This window comes from Protofrankia sp. Cas4, from assembly GCF_963555915.1.
GTDB lineage: Bacteria > Actinomycetota > Actinomycetes > Frankiales > Frankiaceae > Protofrankia.
In genome coordinates this window covers 1-20475 of the sequence record NZ_CAUVXL010000047.1, presented here as the reverse complement: position 1 = coordinate 20475, position 20475 = coordinate 1, and the positions used below count along the sequence as shown (strand labels likewise).

General features: G+C 68.9%; 25 protein-coding genes. 11 read left to right on the top strand and 14 right to left on the bottom strand.

The genetic code is table 11. From position 1 onward, the window contains the following. A partial coding sequence (locus U9979_RS05150; protein WP_322778468.1) for a tyrosine-protein phosphatase occupies nt 1-398 on the bottom strand: 398 nt, incomplete at its 3' end. Nucleotides 399-435: 37 nt separating this feature from the next. On the opposite strand from U9979_RS05150, the gene U9979_RS05145 reads away from it, so the two are divergent. Continuing rightward, on the top strand, nt 436-861 hold the full coding sequence (locus U9979_RS05145) for a cold-shock protein (RefSeq protein WP_322748010.1): 426 nt from the start codon (nt 436-438) through the stop codon (nt 859-861). Between the two features lie 10 nt (nt 862-871). Here the strand turns inward: U9979_RS05145 and U9979_RS05140 are convergent, their stop codons facing one another. The 7 genes from U9979_RS05140 to U9979_RS05110 all read right to left on the bottom strand — a co-directional run bounded on the left by U9979_RS05140 (nt 872) and on the right by U9979_RS05110 (nt 7171). After that, nucleotides 872-2512: an alkaline phosphatase D family protein gene (locus tag U9979_RS05140; RefSeq protein ID WP_322748009.1), complete on the bottom strand. Its 1641-nt coding sequence runs from the start codon at nt 2510-2512 to the stop codon at nt 872-874. Nucleotides 2513-2723: 211 nt separating this feature from the next. After that, complete coding sequence (locus tag U9979_RS05135) at nt 2724-3383, bottom strand: pentapeptide repeat-containing protein (RefSeq protein WP_322778467.1); 660 nt, start codon at nt 3381-3383, stop codon at nt 2724-2726. Between the two features lie 116 nt (nt 3384-3499). Beyond that, entirely contained in the window at nt 3500-4108 is a 609-nt protein-coding gene (locus tag U9979_RS05130; RefSeq protein WP_322778466.1) for a vWA domain-containing protein, read from the bottom strand. A 188-nt stretch (nt 4109-4296) separates the two neighbouring features. After that, nucleotides 4297-4683, bottom strand: a complete 387-nt coding sequence (locus tag U9979_RS05125) for a type II toxin-antitoxin system Phd/YefM family antitoxin (protein ID WP_322778465.1) — start codon at nt 4681-4683, stop codon at nt 4297-4299. 290 nt (nt 4684-4973) lie between these two features. Next, entirely contained in the window at nt 4974-5624 is a 651-nt protein-coding gene (locus tag U9979_RS05120) for a hypothetical protein (RefSeq protein WP_322778464.1), read from the bottom strand. A 52-nt stretch (nt 5625-5676) separates the two neighbouring features. Then, nucleotides 5677-6477 (bottom strand): hypothetical protein, encoded by an 801-nt coding sequence (locus U9979_RS05115; RefSeq protein ID WP_322778463.1) that lies wholly within the window; start codon nt 6475-6477, stop codon nt 5677-5679. Between the two features lie 34 nt (nt 6478-6511). After that, a complete protein-coding gene (locus U9979_RS05110) occupies nt 6512-7171 on the bottom strand; it encodes a hypothetical protein (protein WP_322778462.1) in 660 nt (219 codons plus the stop codon). Here U9979_RS05110 and U9979_RS25065 point away from each other — a divergent pair. Continuing rightward, nucleotides 7130-7567 (top strand): transposase, encoded by a 438-nt coding sequence (locus U9979_RS25065; protein WP_416219460.1) that lies wholly within the window; start codon nt 7130-7132, stop codon nt 7565-7567. The two genes, U9979_RS05110 and U9979_RS25065, sit on opposite strands and share 42 nt — an antisense overlap. A gap of 215 nt (nt 7568-7782) precedes the next feature. Here U9979_RS25065 and hypE read toward each other — a convergent pair whose 3' ends face one another. From hypE to hypF, 4 genes are all read right to left on the bottom strand, one after another. Beyond that, the gene (gene hypE, locus U9979_RS05105; protein ID WP_322778470.1) at nt 7783-8805 is read right to left on the bottom strand and encodes a hydrogenase expression/formation protein HypE; all 1023 of its coding nucleotides are present in this window, start codon (nt 8803-8805) and stop codon (nt 7783-7785) included. A gap of 71 nt (nt 8806-8876) precedes the next feature. Continuing rightward, the gene (hypD, locus tag U9979_RS05100; RefSeq protein WP_322778461.1) at nt 8877-10016 is read right to left on the bottom strand and encodes a hydrogenase formation protein HypD; all 1140 of its coding nucleotides are present in this window, start codon (nt 10014-10016) and stop codon (nt 8877-8879) included. Further along, nucleotides 10013-10285 (bottom strand): HypC/HybG/HupF family hydrogenase formation chaperone, encoded by a 273-nt coding sequence (locus U9979_RS05095; RefSeq protein WP_322753771.1) that lies wholly within the window; start codon nt 10283-10285, stop codon nt 10013-10015. The genes hypD and U9979_RS05095 overlap by 4 nt, the downstream gene beginning before the upstream one ends. Nucleotides 10286-10290: 5 nt before the next feature. Continuing rightward, a complete protein-coding gene (gene hypF, locus U9979_RS05090) occupies nt 10291-12849 on the bottom strand; it encodes a carbamoyltransferase HypF (protein ID WP_322778460.1) in 2559 nt (852 codons plus the stop codon). 341 nt (nt 12850-13190) lie between these two features. Between hypF and U9979_RS05085 the strand changes: the two genes are divergently transcribed. The 6 genes from U9979_RS05085 to U9979_RS05060 are packed head-to-tail and all read left to right on the top strand — an operon-like array spanning nt 13191 to nt 18079. Further along, nucleotides 13191-14450, top strand: a complete 1260-nt coding sequence (locus U9979_RS05085; RefSeq protein ID WP_322778459.1) for a hydrogenase small subunit — start codon at nt 13191-13193, stop codon at nt 14448-14450. Next, the gene (locus U9979_RS05080) at nt 14447-16189 is read left to right on the top strand and encodes a nickel-dependent hydrogenase large subunit (protein ID WP_322778458.1); all 1743 of its coding nucleotides are present in this window, start codon (nt 14447-14449) and stop codon (nt 16187-16189) included. Before U9979_RS05085 ends, U9979_RS05080 begins: the two co-directional genes overlap by 4 nt. 59 nt (nt 16190-16248) lie before the next feature. Further along, nucleotides 16249-16920 (top strand): Ni/Fe-hydrogenase, b-type cytochrome subunit, encoded by a 672-nt coding sequence (cybH, locus tag U9979_RS05075; protein ID WP_322768529.1) that lies wholly within the window; start codon nt 16249-16251, stop codon nt 16918-16920. Next, nucleotides 16917-17474 (top strand): HyaD/HybD family hydrogenase maturation endopeptidase, encoded by a 558-nt coding sequence (locus U9979_RS05070; protein ID WP_322778457.1) that lies wholly within the window; start codon nt 16917-16919, stop codon nt 17472-17474. The genes cybH and U9979_RS05070 overlap by 4 nt, the downstream gene beginning before the upstream one ends. Then, nucleotides 17467-17787, top strand: coding sequence for a hydrogenase/urease maturation nickel metallochaperone HypA (locus U9979_RS05065; RefSeq protein ID WP_322778456.1), 321 nt, complete (start codon nt 17467-17469; stop codon nt 17785-17787). The genes U9979_RS05070 and U9979_RS05065 overlap by 8 nt, the downstream gene beginning before the upstream one ends. Nucleotides 17788-17833: 46 nt before the next feature. Continuing rightward, a complete protein-coding gene (locus U9979_RS05060) occupies nt 17834-18079 on the top strand; it encodes a hypothetical protein (protein ID WP_322753778.1) in 246 nt (81 codons plus the stop codon). Nucleotides 18080-18148: 69 nt separating this feature from the next. On the opposite strand, the gene U9979_RS05055 is transcribed toward U9979_RS05060, so the two are convergent. Continuing rightward, complete coding sequence (locus U9979_RS05055) at nt 18149-18427, bottom strand: type II toxin-antitoxin system RelE/ParE family toxin (protein WP_322749864.1); 279 nt, start codon at nt 18425-18427, stop codon at nt 18149-18151. Beyond that, nucleotides 18424-18696, bottom strand: coding sequence for a type II toxin-antitoxin system Phd/YefM family antitoxin (locus U9979_RS05050; protein WP_322753779.1), 273 nt, complete (start codon nt 18694-18696; stop codon nt 18424-18426). Before U9979_RS05050 ends, U9979_RS05055 begins: the two co-directional genes overlap by 4 nt. 130 nt (nt 18697-18826) lie before the next feature. Here U9979_RS05050 and U9979_RS05045 point away from each other — a divergent pair, with 130 nt between their 5' ends. The 3 genes from U9979_RS05045 to U9979_RS05035 all read left to right on the top strand — a co-directional run bounded on the left by U9979_RS05045 (nt 18827) and on the right by U9979_RS05035 (nt 20287). After that, complete coding sequence (locus tag U9979_RS05045) at nt 18827-19474, top strand: ADP-ribosylglycohydrolase family protein (protein WP_322778469.1); 648 nt, start codon at nt 18827-18829, stop codon at nt 19472-19474. A 142-nt stretch (nt 19475-19616) separates the two neighbouring features. Further along, a complete protein-coding gene (locus U9979_RS05040) occupies nt 19617-19895 on the top strand; it encodes a hypothetical protein (RefSeq protein WP_322753780.1) in 279 nt (92 codons plus the stop codon). Next, nucleotides 19892-20287, top strand: a complete 396-nt coding sequence (locus U9979_RS05035; protein WP_322749867.1) for a type II toxin-antitoxin system VapC family toxin — start codon at nt 19892-19894, stop codon at nt 20285-20287. The genes U9979_RS05040 and U9979_RS05035 overlap by 4 nt, the downstream gene beginning before the upstream one ends. The last annotated feature ends 188 nt before the right edge of the window (nt 20288-20475 follow it).

The window sequence follows — 20475 nt, the reverse complement described above, 5'->3', positions numbered from 1 at the left end:
ACGGTGTCGCAGCGGATCAGGAGCCCGCGCCTGGTCGAACCACCGGCCGTCGTGGGCAGGTCCCCGAGGTCGCGGGCGTTGGCACAGCCGTCAAGGTGGATCCAGCGGTCGGTCACGAGACCCCTTCGGTCGCGGTGGGCAGGCGCCGGTGCGACTGGCCGTCGATCGGTCGGTCGCGGCCGGGGCAGCTGACCTCTCAGCCTAGCCGTGCCAGGCCGTAGGACCTGGCCTGATGTGGCTGACCAACCCCGATGCGACTGACAGGCCCTGCTGCCGTCGGCCGGCTGTCGCGTACCGTCCCCGCTCGGGCCGCTATCAGCTAGATGATCATTTGCTGTCTCCGGTGCGTCAGCGGTTGACTTGGTTGGGTTCAACTGGCAATGTGCGTGCGGTCCCATGGTCTGGGACGTTCGCCCCGATGTAGAGGTTGATGCGGTGGGTACTGGCAGAATCGTGCGGTTCGATGGCATTCGTGGCTACGGCTTCATCTCGCCCGATGAGGGCGGCGATGACATCTTCATGCATGTGAACGACCTGCAGGACGAAAAGCACCTGTTCCGGCCCGGGGCACTTGTCGAGTTCAAGGCGGAAGAGGGCGACAAGGGCCTGAAGGCTTCGGCCGTTCGTCTTGTCGACCGGGCGGCGGTCGGTCCGTTCTGGCCGCGTACCCCGGGCTCGAACGCCGCCGGTTCGGGCACCGACGACGACGAGATGTGTGATGTTCTGACGACCGCCGAGTTTCAGCATGTGTTGACCGAGACCCTGATCGAAGGTGTCCCGACCTTGACCGGTAGTCAGATCGGCCAGATCCGCCAGCGTCTCACCGATCTCGCCCGGGCGCGTGGCTGGGTCGTGTCCTGACCCGCGTGGTTCAGAGCGCCATAAGGCCCGGAGTGCCCGCCTGCACGGCGAACGAGACGTCGGTACGGACGGGGGCGTCGCGGACGTCGATGGTGTCGACCACCCGCACGTCGGTCCGCCACGTACCAGGCGTCACCTCGCAGCGCAGGTAACCGTGCTTGAGCCCGTTGAAGTAGCGAACGTGCGGGTTGAGCAGCGGGTTGACCTGCTTGATCGGCGCGTCGAAGGCGACCGGGAAGTCCGAGCTGATCGACGTGCTGACGAACTCCACGGCGACGGCCGGCGAGGCGGGGTCGTCGAAGTCCACTTTGAGGTCGCTGAACCAGGTGGAGTGGATGTCACCGGACAGGACCACCGGGTTGGCCACATGAGCGTCGGCCAGCAGCCGCAGCAGCCGCTCCCGCGCTGGGGCGTAGCCGTCCCACTGGTCCAGGTCGACGATGGTGGGTGGCACCCCCGTCGGGTTGGGGAAGCGGGTGCGGCTCATCATGGTCTGCTGGGCGATGACGTTCCACCGGGTCGGCGAGCTGGTCAGGCCCCGGGTGAGCCACTGCTCCTGGACGTCGCCGGTGAGGGTGCCCGCCGTGTTCAACCGGCCCGCCGACTCCAGACCGAAGTCGCCGGGGAAACCGCCCGGCTGGTCGGTGCGGTACTGCCGGGTGTCGAGCACGTTGATCCGGGCGAGCCGCCCGAAGTCGAAGCGGCGGTAGATGCGCATCGAGGCCGAGCCGGGGCGCAGGTCGGCGCGGATCGGCATGTGTTCGTAGTACGCCTGGTACGCCGCGGCGCGCTGCCGCCGGAACTCCTCGGGCGTCTGCTTCTTCGCACCGGTGTCGTCGATCTCGTCGACGAAGCCCGCGTAGTTGTTCTCGGTCTCGTGATCGTCCCAGGTGACCACCCAGGGCGCCACGGCGTGGGCTGCCCGCAGCGCGGGGTCACCCTTGTACTGGGCGTGCCGGTTGCGATAGTCGGCCAGCGTGGACAGCTGGTCCAGACCCGGGGTCTGCGGGGCGACGTGTGCCCGATCGGGGAAGCGGCTCTTCGGGTCGTACTCGTAGATGTAGTCACCCAGGTGGAACACGACGTCGAGGTCCTCGTCGGCGAGTCCCCAGAACGTCGGCCAGTAGCCGTTCTGGAAGTCCTGGCAGTTGACCACGCCGAGCCGCAGCAGCTGCGGGTCGGCGGAGCAGGCCGGTGCGGTCCGGGTACGTCCGACCGGGCTGAGCTGGCCACCCGCGCGGAAACGGTAGAAATAGTCGCGGCCGGGCTCCAGCCCGCGCACGTCCACGTGGACCGAATGCGCGAGCTCGGGCAGCGCCCGGGTGACCCCGGCGGCCGCCAGGCGGTGGAACCGCCTGTCGTGCGCGACCTGCCAGGCCACTGTGATCGGCCGCGACGGCATCGATCCGGCGTCGTAGACGTCGCGGACCAGCCGCGTCCACAGGATGACCCCGTCTGGCAACGGGTCCCCGCTGGCGACGCCTAGAAGAAACGGTGCTGCGGTCTCCGCCGCAGCCTGGTCGCCGGTCGTTGTCTCCGGCTCGTTCCAGGATGCGGCCGCCGGACGGGCCGCCACGCCCGTCAACAGCACCGCGCCTGCTGCTGCTGCCCCGGTCAGCGCCAACCGCCGGTCCAACACGAATTCACCCACGACGCTCCTCCCCACTGCGTGTGGCGCTCACTATCGCCTGCGCGATCGACGCCCCGGGGAACAGCCATCGAACGCAGGGGGACCAGGGCACATCATGGCGAGGCCGCAGGCGATACGAGCGACCGGCAAGAAGAGCGACCGGCAAGAAGAGCGACCGGCAAGAAGAGCGACCGGCAACAGGGACTCGACGGGGACTGGCCGTGCTCGGCGATCAGTCGTTCTCGGTGACCCTGATGCCCAGCGCACCGGCGAGGGCGTAGGCCAGTGCCGCGATGTCCCGGCTGGACACCGCCGCTCCGCTCATGCTCTCGACCCCGTTCACCTCGACGAGCACGCAGTTGACGAGCCGGGCGCCGTCCATCTGCGCCTTGGCGAACTGCGCGCCGGTCAGATCACAGTCCTCGAAGGTCGCCCCACGAAGGTCGGCGCCGTAGAAGTCCGCCCGTTTAAGGTTGCAGCCCTCGAACAGGGAGTTGCTTATCGCGGTGGACCGGAAGTTCGCCAGGTCCACCCGGCAGTCACGCAGGGTTACGTCCCGCAGCCGCCCGCCGGACCAGGACCATCCCGTCATCCGACAGGTCGTGATCTCCGCCCGGACGAGCGAGGAACTCGTGGCCCGCAGGTTCGCCAGGCTCGACCGCTCGATGACGACGTCGGTCAGCATCGCCCGGGTCAACCGCGAACCGCTCAGGTCCGTGCCGGTGATGCGGCAGCCCTCCAGTTCGATGGACTCGGCCTGGGTGCCCGCCAGATCGCAGCCGTCGAAGACTCGTCGTGTGTACGCCCCGTCGTCGTCGATCTCCGACGCGGGGACGAGGGCCGCGGGGACGGCGGGTGCGGCCGGGCGGCGCGTCGGTCCCGATCGTGGCACCCTCGCTGGGGGCGTATAGGGCACGACCGGCAGTGTAGATGTGGCCGTGCGCCATGCCCGTGGGCGACACCCTACGAGTCCGAACCCTACGAGTCCGAACCCTACGAGTCCGAACCCTACGAGTCCGACAGGTCCAGCGGTGCGCCGCTCGCCCGGGTCCGCGAAACCGATCGGGACAGGCTTGCGTAGGCGACGCCGACACCGTCGCCGTCCGGGCTGTAACTCGCGGCCGCTGCCGGGGCGAAACCCATCTGCCGGGCGTCGGCAACCGCCTTGAGGTCGGCGGACAGGAACGCGAACTGCCAGCCATAGGTGTTCGTCTGCCTGCTGATCGTATTTTTGATCTGCTCGAGGGTCCATTCCTTGGAGGAATTCTCCTGGCCGTCGGTGACGACGGCGAAGACGACCGTCGCCGGACGCTGCTCGTCGGGAAGGCTGCCGAGGAACTCCCCGGTGTCCGCGATGGACCTGCCAAGGGCGTCGAGCAGCGCGGTGGAGCCCCGCGGGACCAGCCGATATTCCGGGGCTTCGCCGATCGGGATCGCGCCGAAGACCTTCTCGTAGTCGTGGTCGAACTGGTAGAGGCTGATCGTCGCCTGCCCGGGCACGGCGGCCTGCTCGGCGATGAACGACCGGATGCCGCCCTCGGCGTCGTCGCGGATCGCCATCATCGAGCCTGACCGGTCGATCAGCAGGGTGATGTGGGTGTAGCCGGTCTTCGTCATGGAGCGTCCCCTGCCATCGGTCGTCCCGGTCACCCCCATTGTGGTCGCTGCCGCGGCCGTCGTCACGGGGGCGACTGATCGAGCTGGCAGTGGAGAACTACCGCACACTGCGCCACATCCTCGTCAGGCTGCGGCAGCCGTTTCGGCGTAGGGACGGATCTCGCCATTGTCGCAGGCGTCACAACGCACTACCGCCTCCTGCGGACGTCGGCCGACCACTCGGCTGGGTACGGCTCGTACACAGTCACCAGTGTCTCGCGCCGTCGCCTTCCGTCACCCTCTGCGCGCGCCCGTTCGGCCATCAGCCGGTGCAGCTCCTCTGCGCCGATCGCCTTACCATCGGCAATCTCGGCTTCAGCCGTACGGGTCTCTTCCAGAACGCCCGGGGTCGCCAGCAGGTCCAGGGTCTCCTCCAGCGCCGCCAGGTCGGATACCGCCAGGATCACCGCTTCCGGGCGGCCGTTACGCGTGATCACGACACGTTCATGGGTGGCTCGGACCTCGTCGAGGACTGCGGACAGCCGCGCCTTGGCATCAGCCAACGGAATCGTCGTCATGACCAGAGTTATAGTCATGCAAGCCTGGCTTCGACGCCCGGATGAGCGCCTTCCTCATGATCGCAGTCAGGCTGGGCTGTGGGATGTCGGTTTCGCCTTGATCGGCGGCATCCAGGCGCCAAGGGTTGCATGCCCGGGTTGTCGCCGCGAGCCCGTCTCCTACAGCAGGGAAGTCAGGTTCGACGGGCAGCCGTCATGTCTACCGCGACGAACGCCGCTACCCTGCTGGCCGTAACGTCGACGTGCACCCTCAGGTCCGCGACCACGCAGTGGGACGAATCCAACCGTCCCACTGGAACGCCGAATATTTACCATTTGTCGGGCGGTCTGGCGTTGATGAGGACGGCGGTGTCGGTGATGCTGATTCCGTCACCACCGATTACCGCAAAAAACACCGTCTGACCACTGATCAGGTCGAGCTCGGCTGGGTCGGCTCGGTCGGCGTTAATGACGACTACGGCGCCCTCCCGGAGCAGCGACGACCACCGCTCGCACGCCTCCGGGTCGCGGGAATCCAGGTCGCGTACGCGGATCCGGCCTCGGACAGCGGCCCGTCTCGCGTCCGCCCATTCGATCTCGCCAGCGGTGCCGATAGCGTGGGTGTAAAGCGCACCGGACCGCAGGGATGTGCTGGAGAAGGTGCCGCCTGCGCCCTCCCCCCAGACCGCGTATGGTGGTGAACTGGAGTCGTGGGCATGCCACAATACGACGTCGCCGGTTGCGATTCTCAGCATCGCCGGGCTGGCGCTGAAGGCACGACCATTGTGCTGGATTGTCACGTCGTGCTGGCGCGGCTCACCGCCTTTTGACTGCTCCACCTCGACGGTGAAAGCAAGGTCATCGACGTGTAGGCAGCTGGCGAGCGGTCCGCCGACGGCGTACCGGATGGTGCCAGGCGAGTCGAACCGCTGGCCGTAGCAGTCAAGGTAGGTCAGAGCGCGGCTGTCGAGAGCAGACATGGGTGTCTCCTGTGCGAATGACGGTTGTGGCGGCGACGGGGATGCAGCCGCCTCAGGGGCTGATGTCGACGCTGATTACCAGCTCGTCCTCGCCTGCGCTGCCGTCGAGCGCGGCTATCACCGAATCCAGCCGGACGAGTACCGCTGGATCGAGCGGTGCTGGCGGCAGCACCTCAAACATCTGTGGCTGCTGGTAAATCGGGACCCGAAGGCCGGCGACGAATGCGGTGACGATCGGTCCCAGCAATCCGAGGATGTTGGCGAGCGTGATTGTGCCAAAGATGATCGACGAGGCTAAAGCGAGCAGAGGCCCGATGAACGGGACGACGAGCAGGGCTGTCGTCACGGCTGCGCCGACAGCCGCGAGCAGCGCGGTCGCAGCGGGGCCTAGTACAAGCGTCGGCACTCCGACGATGACCGCATTAACTTCCCAGACTCCCGCGTTGAGCGTCGTGGCGAGGCGCAGATCCATTGCGGCCGTGATGGAGCTGGAGTGCGACACGGGCACCGAGATTTTTGGGAAGGTGATGCAGATGCGTGGCGTGCAGACCCGGCCGATGAACGGAATCGTCACGCACACCTGCGGGAGGCAGAAGTTCAAGAAGCTAAGGTCCAGCGACAGAGTCAGGTTGAGTGTGTAATCCACCCGCAGGCTGCCTACCCTGATCACATCAACTGGCGGCGGAATCAGGTCGACGATGCCGCCGGACAACACCCCGGTGGCTGACCAGGACAGCGAGACCGGCCCGAGTGATGCCATTCCGGAGCGGCTGGTTGCAGGCAATGCGCTAATCGTACGCGGCACGATGACGTTGGCGGCGGTTTCGTCGATGGCGGCGACTATGTCCGGCATGGGTTCCTCTCCTTCAGATCAGTCGGTTCGTCGGTCAGACGGCCGCGCCGTAGAGCTTCAGCTGGTCGTCTTCCGCCTCCGGCCCCCGCAGCAGGGTAAGGCTGAACGCGCCGACGCGAAGCGCGGAGAAGGGCAGTGACACCGATCCGAACACGGCTCGCAGCAGGGTCAGCACCAGGCATTCCAGGACCGACTCCAGGTCGTCCGGCGTGATGTCGACCAGTTCGACCTGCTGCACGTCGATGACGACCGATCCGGTTCCGGGCGTTACCGCCACCGGCACCATCCGGCCCAGGGCGACCGCCTCGAGGCGGGTAGCGATCGGAGTCCCGATCGGACGCTGGTCCGGATCGTCCTTCCTGCCGCGCTGGCAGAGCAGGATGAGCTCGACGGTGGTCCGAACCGAGACTTGGCCCACGCCGAGCACCAGGGGGTGCGGCATCCCTGTCGTGTCCGGGTGGATGTCCACGACCGGGATGCCGAACCGGACCGCGTAGTGGATGCCTGCGGTACCGGGAAACGCGATCGGCGGCACAGCGGTCCAGCTGCTGGCCGCTGACGGGACGTTGGCGACGGCCGGCGATGTCCTGTAGTTAAGCAAGCGAGGACGGGTGGTAAAAACGGCGGTGAGCAGGTCGTTCAGTCCGGCTTCGTGCACGCCGGCGAAAACGTTCTCGGCTTCGGTCAGGCTCATGGGCACACTCTATTGATCCCCCGTCACCGCAGCGTCACGCACTATGCTGACCGGCAGCGTGACCGCAGCATCGGGGATCGTCGTCGCACAACCACTTTGGGTGCGGGGGAACTCCCCGTACTCGCTGCGGCACTTTTTCTCTGGGGCAAGGAGCTGAAAGGTACCCGGCGGGCGTTGCTGAAAATCCCGGGGAACCAGAACGGGAACCAGCGCATCACGGTCGCCTCGATCAAAAGGGCGAACCGGCAGCTGTATACCGGCTACCTTTTGAAAGAGCGGCTACGGGAGGTGTTCAAAGTCGGTGGCGACGCGGGGAAGAAACTCCTCGCGGGCTGGCTGTCCTGGGCTAGTCGCAAGAGCCCCATTTGTGGGGAGCGCTATCGTTCGTGGATGTGATGATCGGAGTTTGTTTGTCGTTGGGTACGGTTTTCAGGCCGAAAAGCGTACCTGGTGACAAACTCAGGCTGATCTTACCGGTGAACGGGAGGCGCCGGGTGGTTGTGAGCAGGTTCATCGGGCGGCCAGCGGACGTCCGCCCGGCTGGGCGCACAGCCGGCGCGCGGAATCCGTCGACCTGTTCGAGAGAAGATCTTGTCGGAACCGTCGAGGGGTCAGCAGATGCGGGGGAGTTGTTCGCCGACGAGCATGTCAACGATGCGGGTGCCGCCCAGCAGGGTGCGCATGACGACCCGACCGGGATGGGCTGCGACGACCTCGCCGAGGCGGGTGGCGTGCCGGCCCTCGGGCAGGGAGCGCATCGTGGCCAGCACGGCGTCGGCGACATCGGGCGCGATGATGGCGACAAGACATCCTTCGTTGGCGACATGCAGCGGGTCCAGGCCGAACAGGTCGCATGCGGCGGCGACCATGGGCGGGACGGGCACGGCGTTCTCCGCGATCTCGATTCCGACCCGGGACGCCGCGGCGATCTCGTTCAGCGCCGATGCCACGCCGCCGCGGGTGGGGTCGCGCATCGCGTGAATCCCCGGACCGCCGCTGGCCACCATGGCCGTGACCAGGCGGTGCAGGGGACGGCTGTCGGAGGCGATGTCGGACTCGAAGCCGAGACCTTCGCGCGCACTCAGGATGGCGCTGCCGTGGGCGCCGACGGGACCGGACAGGACGACGACATCCCCGGATCGTGCGAACCCGGCTGACACCCGTGCGCCGGGCAGCCGGCGACCGATGCCGGTGGTCGTCACGAAGATCCCGTCCGCGGCGCCGCGACCCACGACCTTGGTGTCCCCGGTGACGACCGGGACGCCGACGGCTGCCGCGGCCGCGCCGAGCGAGGCAGTCACCCGCCGCAGGTCCGCCAGGGCGAAGCCCTCCTCGATGACGTAGGCGACGGCCAGGGCCAGCGGGGTGGCGCCCATCATCGCCAGGTCGTTCACGGTGCCGTGCACGGCGAGTGAGCCGATGTCGCCGCCGGGGAAGAAGACCGGGCTCACCACGAAGGAGTCGGTGCTCATCACCACTGGGGTGCCGTCGATGTCAAGCAGGGCCGCGTCCTCGGGGACGCCGTCCGCTGTGCCTGTGCCTGTGCCGAGGGCCGGTAGGAGGATGTCGCGCAGGAGCTCGGCGGACAGCTGCCCGCCGCTGCCGTGACCGAGCATGACCCTCTCGGTCTCCATCAGGGGCAACGGACAGCTGGCGCCTGTCAGGCCAGTGCTGGTCAGGCCAGTGGCGGTCAGGTCAGTGGCGGTCACGACGAGCTCGCGACCGTCGTCGACTGCGCCCCGGTCTGCGTTCGGCCGGTCTGCGTTCGGCCGGCATTGTGGAAGGCGGCGCAGGTCCCCTCGGTCGACACCATCGGTGCGCCCAGCGGCGTACGCGGCGTGCACACAGTGCCGTACGCCGCGCAGTCGGTGGGTAGGCGCGTCCCGGTGAGAATGTTTCCGGCGATGCAGGCCGGATGTTCCCGGGTGGTCAACCCGGCCACGGCGAAGCGCGTCTCGGCGTCGTAGTCGGTGAACTCGTCGGTGAACGCGAAACCGCTCATCGGGATGGTGCCGATACCCCGCCACATCCGGTCACGAATTGTGAACACGCGCCGGATGGCGTCCTGCGCCGCGATGTTCCCGGCCCGGTGCACGGCGCGGACGTACTGGTTCTCCACCTCCGCGCGGCCTTCTTCGAGCTGGCGTACGGCCATGAGGATGCCTTCCAGAATGTCGAGCGGTTCGAACCCGGTCACCACGATCGGGACGCGGTAGCGCTCCGACAGCGGCTCGTACTGCGTCCATCCCATGACCGCACAGACGTGGCCGGCGGCCAGGAATGCCTGCACCTGGCAGTCCGGCGCGTCCAGCAGCGTGGTCATCGCCGGTGGGACGAGCACGTGGCTGACCAGAACGCTGAAGTTGGGCAGGCCGAGCGCGTGGGCGCGCAGCACCGCCATGGCGTTCGCCGGCGCCGTCGTCTCGAATCCGACGGCGAAGAAGACCACCTCGCGGTCGGGGTGCTCGACGGCGATGCGGACGGCGTCCAGCGGTGAGTAGACGACGCGGACGTCGCTGCCGCGGGCGCGCATCGCCAGCAGGTCGGTGCTCGTCCCGGGGACCCTGAGCATGTCGCCGTAGGAGGTGAGGATGACCTCGGGACGTCCGGCGACGGCCAGTGCCTTGTCGATGAGTTCCAGTGGCGTCACGCAGACGGGACAACCAGGCCCGTGGATCATCCGGATCCCCGCGGGTAGCAGCTCGTCGATGCCCTGGCGGACGATCGTGTGGGTCTGGCCTCCGCACACCTCCATCAGGGTCCATGGTTTCGACGTCACCGTGTGGATCGCCGCGAGCAGCCCCCGCGCGAGCGTCGGGTCGCGGTACTCGTCGAGGTACCTCATCGCTGTTCGGCTCCCAGCTGCCCGTCGGCTCCCAGCTCCTCGTCGAGTGCCCCCATCGAGCGCAGGATCGCAAGCGTGCGGTGGGCTTCGGCCTCGTCCACGAGGCTGATGGCGAAGCCGACATGGACGATGACGTAGTCATCCACCCGCGCCTGGGGGACGTAGCCGAGACAGACCTCGCGGGTCACGCCGCCGAAGTCGACCGTGCCCATGAGCAGGCCGGCGACATCGGTCGTCGTCACGACGCGGCCGGGCACCCCGAGACACACCGGGCTCAGTCCTCCCTCAGCCGGGCTGCGGCCACCGCGGCCTGCCCGTAGCTCACGCCGCCGTCGCCCGCCGGGACCTGTTCGTTGAGCAGCGGGGTGAGGCCGGCGTCCGCCAGCGCGGGAGGGAGAGCCCCGGCAAGCAGCTGGTTGTGCAGCACCCCGCCGGACAGGCAGACCGTCCGCAACCGGTGGCGTCGTGCGACATCGGTGCACAGGGCGACGGTGACCGCGACGATCGTGGCGTGGAACCGGGCGGCGAGGACGCCGACGGCGACATGGCTGTGCAGTCCTTCCAGCAGGGCCCGCAACGTCGGGCGCGGGTCGTAGACGAGCAGACCGGTATGGCGGACGATCCGCCACGGCAACTCGACGTCACCGGTGGGCACACCGGCTGGGGCTTCGAGCGCGGCGGCTTCCAGGGCGGCGGCGGCTTCGCCTTCGTAGGTGACCTCGTCACACAGGCCGAGCAGCGCGGCTGCGGCGTCGAACAGCCGACCCGCGCTGGAGGCGACCGGGCAGTTCACGCCGCGTCCAATCATCCGGGAGACCACGGACACCTCGCGGTCGCTCAGGCGGTCCAGGAACGGCGCGGCGAGCTCCAGGTCGGCTGCGCGGGACCACTCGTTGCCGGACTCGTTCGTGCGTGGGTCGGTGCGTGGTTCGGTGAGTGGTTCGGTGAGTGGTTCCAGGCCGAACAGGTAGCCCAGCGCCACCCGGGCGGGACGGCGCAGCGCTGCGGCACCGCCGGGCAACGGCGCCCGGCCGAACCGCGCCACCCGTCGATAGGAGACGAGGTCGGCGACCAGCACCTCGCCGCCCCACAGCGTGCCGTCATCGCCCAGGCCCAGGCCGTCGTAGGCGACACCGATGAAGGGGCCGGTGACGGCGTGTTCGGCGGCGCAGGACGCCACGTGCGCATGGTGATGCGCCACCGCGATCCGCCGGCCCGCACCGTGTGCCAGCGCGTAGGCGGTGGAAAGGTAGCCGGGATGCGGGTCGTGGACGATGATGCGCGGGGCGATGCCGGTCATCGCACACAGGTGCGCCAGGTTGCGCTCGAACGCCACCATCGTGGGCTGCTGGGAGAGCTCGCCCGTGTGCGGCCCGACGACCGCGGTCGTCCCTTCGGCCAGGGTGAAGGTGTGCTTGAGCTGCGCGCCGACGGCGAGCAATGGCTCGCCGGCCCCGATGGGGAGGCGCAGCGGTTGCGGTGTGTAACCACGAGCGCGCCGAATCATCGCCCCGCGCCCCGCGACGACGCGGACGACCGAGTCGTCGTAGTGGGAGCGGATGGCCCGGTCGTGGCTGAGAAACCCGTCGGCCATCGCGGCGAGGCGGTCCCGGGCGTCGTCGTCGTCGATCGCGATCGGTTCGCCCGAGACGTTCCCGCTGGTGACGACGAGTGGCCTGCCCAGGTCGGCGAGGAGCAGGTGGTGCAGGGGCGTGGCGGGCAGGAACAGCCCGAGCAGCCCGGCACCCGGCCCGACCGCGTGCGCAAGAGTCCCTGCGCTGGCGCTGGCGCTGGCACTGGCACTGGCACTGGTGTAATCGTTGGCGCGCCGCAGGAGTACCACCGGCCGCGCGACCGACGTCAACAGGTCGGCTTCGGCAGTGTCGATGTGGGCAAGCATCCGCGCCGCGTCCAGACTGGCCACCATGACCGCGAACGGCTTGGTGGGGCGGTGTTTGCGGGTCCGCAACCGGGCGACCGCCTCGTCGTTGGTCGCGTCGCAGACGAGCTGATAGCCGCCGAGTCCCTTGAGCGCCACGGTGCCGCCACTGTCGATCATCGCCGCCGCCGCGGCCAGCGCATCCACACCGCTTGTCGGCACGGGCTGCGGGGACGCCCACCAGTCGAGCCGGGGGCCGCATCGGGGACACGCGATCGGCTCGGCATGCAACCGCCGGTCCGCCGGATCGGCGTACTCGCGCGCGCAGTCGCCGCACATGGGGAACGCGCTCATCGTCGTCCGCGCGCGGTCGTAGGGGAGGGTGTCGACGATCGTGGCCCTGGGTCCGCAGTCGGTGCAGTTGACAAAGGGGTACCGGTACCGGCGGTCGGCCGGGTCGAACAGTTCGGCCAGGCAGGCCGGGCAGGTGGCGACGTCGGCCGGAACCTCGCGGACTCCGGTGGCGGGGGTTGGCGCCGTTGGCGCCGTTGGCGCGGTTGACCGGTCCGTCGACATCCCGACCCGGAAGCCCGAGCGCGGCCGCGGGTGCGCAGTGCCGCCGGACAGGTCGGTGACGTGGACCTCGCGCACCCGGGCCAGCGCAGGGGCGTCGGTTCGCAGCCGGGACGCCAGGGTGGCGAGCGCGTGCGGCGGGCCGGCGGCCTCGACCACGACCCGGCCGTCGTCGTTGCGCACCCAGCCATCCAGCCCGAGGCTGGTCGCGAGGCGGTAGACGAACGGACGGAAGCCGACTCCCTGCACGGTCCCGTGGACCTCGAGCCGGTGGGCCACCCGCCCTTGGACCGCGCCCGGCGCAGCCGCAGCCGCAGCCGCTACGTGATTGGTTCGGTCGGCTCGGTCTGCGAGGTTGTAGCGGTCGTCGAGCCGGCTCATGTCCGTCAGTCTTGTTGCCGTGCGTCACGGCGGACAAGGGTCCGGCGACCCGTCGAGGCGGCCGGGAAGACCTGTGCATCCCGACCCTCCTGGCCCGTCCGGCCGCGCGAAAGGATCCATGATCGCGTGGCTTTCGGCCCGGTCATCGATCAGACCGCTCAGATCCCGTGACGCCCCGGCCTAGATTTCTAAAGGCCGCCGGCCACCGGCCGCAGGCCGTACGACGAGCACCATGATCGTGCGGCCGCTGGCCGACCAGCGCCTGCGTTGTGCCGCCTGCGAACGCGCATTCGAACACGGCGGCACCCGACATCCAGTTGAAGCCCGGTGGGAGGCAAGCCATGAACGGCAGCTATGGGGCGGTTGCGGCGGGCGAGGCACACGGAACGTCACCGCCGGGCGACGGGGTCTGGGGCGGGGCGTCGGAGGGTTCGCTGGCCGCGCGGCTCACCGAGGCCGGGGTGCAGCGGCGGTCGATCCTGAAGTTCTGTGCGGGGGTGGTCGCCACCCTCGCACTGCCGCCCCAGTTCGCTCCCCGGGTCGCCGCCGCGCTGGACAGGGTCGGCTGCCCCGCCGTCGTGTGGCTGGAGTTCCAGGACTGCGCCGGTGACAGCGAGGCGTTTCTGCGCTCGCGCAATCCGTCCGTCGCCGATCTCATTCTGGGGATGATCTCGCTCGATTATCACGAGACCGTCATGGCGGCTGCCGGCGTCGACGCCGAGAAGGCCCGCGACAAGGCGGTGGCGCGGGGCGGGCATCTGGTCGTCGTCGAGGGCTCGGTGCCGCTCGGCATCCCGGGGTCGTGCACGATCGGGGGCCGATCGGCCGAGGAGATACTGAACAGCTGCGTGCGCGGCGCGGCCGGGATCATCAACGTCGGCACCTGCTCGGCGTTCGGCGGGATCCCCGCCGCCGGCCCGAACCCGACCGGCGCGGTCCGTGTGGAGGACGTCGTCGGCGGGGTCGAGGTCGTCAACCTGACCGGCTGCCCGGTCAACGCCGACAACCTCACCGCTACGATCGTCCACTATCTGACCTTCGGTGCATTCCCGGCCCGAGACGGTTTCGGCCGCCCGCTGTTCGCCTACGGGGAACGCATCCACGACACCTGCGCGCGTCGCGGCCACTTCGACGCAGGCCAGTTCGCCCAGGAATGGGGCGACGAGGGTCACCGTAAGGGCTGGTGTCTGTACCGACTCGGCTGCAAGGGGCCGAGCACGTTCCACAACTGTCCCAGTGTCCGTTACAACGGCGGCACGTCCTGGCCGGTGGCGGCCGGGCACGGCTGCGTGGGATGTTCCGAGCCCGGCTTCTGGGACACGATGTCGCCCTTTTACGACCGGCTCCCGCACGTGGCGACCCGGGACTTCAGCCTCACGGCCGACAGGATCGGTCTGGGTGTTCTCGCGGCGACCGCGACCGGCTTCGCGGCGCACGGGGTCGGAAAGGTCATCCAACACCGGGTGGCCGCGGCCCGCGCGACCGGCATCGCACGCACTGCCACGGACGTCCAGGATGCAGCCACTGACACAGCCGCTGCCGCCGCGCAACCCGTTGCCGCGCAACCCGATGCCGACGGTAAAGGCGGTCAGGCGACATGAGCCGGCTGGTTATCGACCCGGTGACCCGGATCGAGGGTCATCTGCGCGTCGAGGTGCAGGTAGACGCAGGCCGGGTCACCGAGGCGTACGCGTCCTCGACGATGTGGCGCGGCATCGAGACGATCGTCGAAGGCCGGGACCCGCGGGACGCCTGGCTGTTCGCACAGCGGATCTGTGGTGTCTGCACCACCGTGCACGCGCTGGCCTCGGTGCGGGCCGTCGAGGACGCCGTCGGCGCGGTCCCGCCGCGCAACGCCCGGCTGCTGCGTGAGATCATCGCTGCGGCGCTGTTCGTCCACGATCATGTCGTGCACTTCTACCACCTGCAGGCGCTGGACTGGATCGACCCGACCGCGGCGCTGAAGGCCGACCCCGCGCGTACCGCCTCGCTCGCCCAGTCGATCTCGGACTATCCGCGCTCGAGCGCGAAGCTGTTCGCCTCGGTACAGGCTCGGCTCGGGGCATTCCTGGCGAGCGGGAACATCGGGCCGTTCACGAACGGATACTGGGGGCATCCCGCCTATCGGCTGAGCCCGGAGCTGAACCTGCTGGCATTCAGTCACTATCTTGACGCGCTGGATTTCCAGCGTGAATATGTCAGGGTTCACGCGCTTCTCGGCGGCAAGAATCCGCATCCGCAGACCTATGTCGTCGGCGGCATGGCATCCCCGATCGACCTCACGAGCCAGGAGGCGATCAACGACAACACGCTGGCGGAGCTCGCCCAACTGTTGACGCGGGGGCTGGATTTCGTCGACAAGGTGTTCCTGCCTGATCTGTACGCGATAGCCGCCGGCTACCCCGAGTGGACGAGGTACGGCGCCGGGTTGGGCTCGTACATGGTGTTCGGGGATTTCGCCCAGGCACCGCAGCCCAAGGGCCGACCGCAGGCAGGCGGTCTGTTTCCCGGCGGGATCATCCGGGACGCGAACCTGTCGTCGGTCGAACCGTTCGACCCGGCCCGGATAGCCGAGTCCGTCGCCCACTCGTGGTTCCGCTACGACAACGTGAGCGACAAGGCGGGCCACGGCGCGGGCGCCGCGCTTGCTCCGTGGAAGGGCCAGACCACCCCGGACTACACCGGCCCCAAGCCACCCTTCGCCCATCTCGACGTCGACGGGAAGTACTCGTGGCTGAAGGCACCGCGCTACGACGGAATCGCTGTGGAGGTCGGCCCGCTGGCCCGCATGCTGGTCGGCTACGCCTCGGGTGACGCCCGCATCCGGCCGCTGGTAAAGGGTGCGCTGGACCGGCTCCAACTCCCGCCCACGGCGTTGATGTCGACACTCGGGCGGGTGCTGGCCCGCGGTCTGGAGACCAAGCTGATGGCGCAGTACTCGCTGGAACTCCTCGACCGGTTGCGGGACAACGTCGGCTCGGGCGATCTGACGATCGCGGACACCAGCAAGTGGCATCCCTCGACGTGGCCGGCCGGGCGGGCCCGCGGCGTCGGCTTCCATGAGGCGCCCCGGGGCTCGTTGTCGCACTGGGTCGTCATCACCAACGAACGGATCACCAACTACCAGGCCGTGGTCCCCACGACCTGGAACGCCAGCCCCCGCGACGAGCGGGGTAACCCGGGAGCCTACGAGTCCGCCCTGGTAGGCACACCCGTGCTCGACCCGCGGCGACCGCTGGAGGTCCTGCGCACGCTGCACTCGTTCGACCCCTGCATGGCCTGCGCGGCGCACGTGTACGACGCGGACGGCCGCGACATCGTCCGGGTGCGGGTCCAGTGACCGCCGCCGCGCCAGACGGATCCGTGTCGGGTGGATCCGTGCCGGGCGGATCCGTGCCGGTGAAGGTGGCACCCGGGCGGGAGACCTTCGCCCGGGTGCGGGTCTGGGACCTGCCGGTACGGGTGGTGCACTGGCTGCTCGTCCTGGCGCTGATGGTGCTCAGCGTGACGGGTTTCCTGATCGGGAACCCGCAGCTGCGCCTCGGCGGTGACGCCTACTGGGTCACCTGGGTGAAAACGGTCCATGAGGTCACCGCGTTCGTCTTCATCGATCTGATCCTCGCGCGGGTCGCCTGGCATGTCCTGTCACCCAACCGCTGGTCGCGGTGGACGGAGTGGATCCCCAGCACGCGCGAACGCCGACGCCTGATCATCCCGTCGCTGCGCTTCTACCTGTTCATCGACCGTGAGGCGCCCGAGGTCGTCGGGCACAACCCGCTCGCCGGGATGACCTACGTCGTGCTCTACACGATGTTCGCCGTCGAGATACTGACCGGAGTCGCGCTGTGGGGCGTGGAAGGCAGGAGCTGGGCCGCCTTTCTCACCGGATGGGTGTTCCACCTGGTCTCGTTGCCGACAATCCGGCTCATCCACCATATGATCATGTGGCTGACCTGGGGATTCATGATTCACCATCTGTACAGCGCCATGCTGGTAGACCGGGTCGAGGGGACGGGCGTGATCTCTTCGATTTTCTCCGGTTCCAAGTTCCTGCCGAAGGACCGGCTGTGACCGGGGGAGTTCCCGCCGGGGGAGTTCCCGCCGGGGGAGAGCGCTCCGGTGGAGGGGCCGCCGGGGGCGAGGCGGTGGCGCCCGTTCTGGTCCTGGGTATCGGCAACGAGCTGCTGGGTGACGACGGCGTCGGCGTGGTCGCGGCCCGGCGGCTGGCGGCGGTGCCGAACCCGGGCGTGGAGGTTCTCGACGGCGGGACCCTCGGGCTCATGCTGATGCCCTACCTCGCCGGCCGCCGCGCGGTGCTCGTCCTCGACGCGGTGTCGAGCGCGCAGGGTCGGCCGGGCGATGTGATCGTCATCGGTGACGGCGATGTCCGACGCGGCCACGGGGTGCGCGCGACCGCGCACGACGTCGGCCTCGTGGACGCCCTGTCGGCCGCGGAGCTCGCGGGCTGCGCCCCGCGCCATGTCGCGTTGGTCGGCATCGTGCCCGAGTCCATCGCGGACCGCTGGGGGCTCAGCCCGCTGGTCGAATCCAGGGTCACGGCGATGATCGCCGCGGCCCGGACCATCCTGACGAACTGGGGAGTGGCGGTGCCCGCAGATGCATGAGGCCGGTCTCGCCCGGGCGGCGGTCGCAGCCCTTGTCGACGCGAGCGCGGGAGCGGCGGTGCGCACGGTGGTGCTCGCGGTCGGTACCGGCGTCGACATCGACTCCGCCGCCGCGGCCTGGCACGGTGCCGCCACCGGCACCTGCCTGCAAGCCAGTCACGTCGAATGGCGGACCGCGGTCGACCGGCTACGCTGCTTCGCCTGCGCGCGGGAGTACAACGGTGAGCGTCTTGATGCATGCCCGTCCTGCGGCGGCAACGGGATCGTCATCGCGGCGGCGGACGAACTCACCGTCGTCGACTGGACGACCTGAGCCGACCGGAAAGCAGGCCGCACGGTCGGCAGGCCGCCCTGACCCCGTGCTGTCGTCTCGATCGGAATCCGGCCTGGTAGTCGCCGGGGCTTCGACCGGCGCTGGCGGCGGCTACCGGACGACGGCGGACTCGGCTGTGGGCGCGGGCGAGGTCCGGGCGGGCGGGCTCACGGACGCGGAACGGGAGGAGCTGGACCGGATCCGTGACGAGAACCGACGGCTGTGGGCGGAGCGGGACGTCCTGCGGAAGGGCGCGGCCATCGAGACGACGGAATCCGGTCGGAACGGCTGAGATTCGCCGCGTTGTCGCGGCCTGCGGCGCAGGTGCTGGTCGGGAGCGTTCGAGGGCTTGCGTTGCAGGTCACAGTGGTCGGTAGGCGTCTCGGCGGTGCTCGACACGGAGGACGACGACTTCGTGTTTGTCTTCGTTGATTCTGTAGAGGATGCGGTAGGTGCCTCGTCGGGCAGCCCAGATTCCTTCGAGGTCGAAGCGCAGGGGTTTTCCGACTCTGTGGGGGGCGGTGACCAACGCGGTGGTGAGGAATTCGACGGCGGCGGTGGCGACGGCCTCGGGTAGCTGGTTGGTGAGGGCGCGTGGGGCGGGTGGGGTGAGGACGAGCTCGTAGTCGGTGTCGTTCACCTGAGCAGGTCGCGTACGGCCGCGGTGCCGCGCAGGACGTCGCCGCCGGCGTATGCCTGGTCGGCTTCGCGGATGTCTGCCAGTGCCTGCGGGTCGCGTAGGACGTCGATGGTTTCTTCCATCTGGGCGAGGTCTTCGGGGCTGATCAGTACGGCGGCGGCGTGGCCGTTGCGGGTCAGCACGATCCGTTCGTGCTGCCCCTCGACCCGGTCGACGAACTCGGACAGGTGGTCGCGGACGGTGCGGAGCGACTCGATCGTGATGGCCACAATTGTGGCCCCTGGGCTGTTCGGCGTCCACCCTCCTAATCTGCTGCGGGTGAGCCTGATCGCGTTGCCTCGGGCGCGTGGACACGGCTCGCACCCGATGATCTGCTGAGTAAGCGACCGTGCCGACGGGATACCCGGCCTCGGCCCGTCCACCCGGGCGGCGATCGGCCGGTTCCGACGCACCGGTCAACTGCCGGACGCAGGCAACACCAACGGCGGCCCCATGCGCGTTCTGCCGGTCGGCTGGTCCACCCCGCCCCGGGCTGCCGAACCGCGCCGCATTTCGGCACTCGAATTGACCCGGGCCACCCACGCCGGCCGAGAAGCCCAGGCCGCGGCGTTGGTCGCCGCGTCGTGCGCGTCCTGGTCGCTGGCTGTCGAACAGCCGCAACAGCTGATCGACATCGCTGTCACCGAGGCTGCGGTGAGCACGGGCCGACTCGGTGCGGACCCCTCACTGCCCCTGATGCTCCGCGCCGTGGCCGCCGGCACGTGGTCCCCTCCAAACAGCGGCATCGGCCTTGTTCCCTACGAGACCGTGACCGCCGTTCTGCACTGCGTGCACACCGCCACATCGCTGCCCGACGGGATCACCCGCGCTGTTCTTCTCGGCGGCGACACCGACACGGTCGTCGCGCTCACTGCCGGCCTGCTCGGCGCCTGGCACACCGCCGCCGAAGTCCGCGCTCTACTCCCGTGGAGCACCCGCGTCATCCTGCCGCCATCCGACACGGTCACTCGTCTCGCGGTCGGGCTCACCGCGTTGCGTCACCGCTGACCCACCCCGTTCATAGCGTGCTGTTATCGTGACGCATCTCGTAGTCAACGCTGTTGACGGCATTCCGCCCATCTTTGATCTTGTGGGGACGGTAAGCGTCCTTCGCTTGATCGTGCCTGCGTTATGAAGGCATAATGCATGCATGCCTGTTGCTGTGACAATCCGCGAGGTGCCGGAAGACGTCCGAGACGCGCTGGGTGCATATGCCCGGCAGCAGGGCCAGTCCCTCCAGGGTTTCCTGCTTGGACTGCTCACGCGCCAAGCCCGGTTCGCGCGGAACCAGGGGATCCTGGCCGCCGTCGAGCGGGAGCTGGCGACAGGAGACGGTGCGGACGCCGCGGCTCCGGACGCCGCGCAGGTTCTGGCGACCGCCCGCCCCGAACGTGGTGGCCAGCCGTCCGGGGCCAGCGAGGTCGAATGATCGTCGTCGATGCCTCCGTTCTGGCGAACGCGCTTGTTTACGCCGACGACCGTGGCCGAGGGGCACGGGAGGCCCTGGAACGTGACGCCGAGTGGGCCGCGCCCGAACACTGGCAGGTCGAGGTGTTCTCCGTTGTGCGAGGGCTCGCGCTCGGCAAGAAGATCAGTGACGACCTGGCGCGCCGTACCGTCACGCGGCTCTCTCAGCTCGGCGTCGACCATGTACCTGTCGACCTTCTCCTGCCGCGCATGTGGCAACTGCGTTTCGGTATTAGTGCCTACGACGCGGCGTATGTCGCTCTCGCGGAGGCTCGGGACCTCACGTTGGTGACGTCGGACGGCCGGTTGGCAAAGGCCGCGACGCCGTTCTGCGCCGTGCACCTGGTGGGATAGCGAAGCGTGTTCTCGCGGGTTGCCGCGCCGCCGCTGAGGATCTTGCGGTGCGCGACTGCGCGACTGGACTCCGGCGGCCAGCAGCAAGGGAGTACGTGATTGTGGCTCTTGTCGCGCGTTCGGAGGCTCCAAGGGTCGGCGGCCTCAAGGAGTAAGGTCCCGTCCACACTGAGCTTGCAATTTAAGGT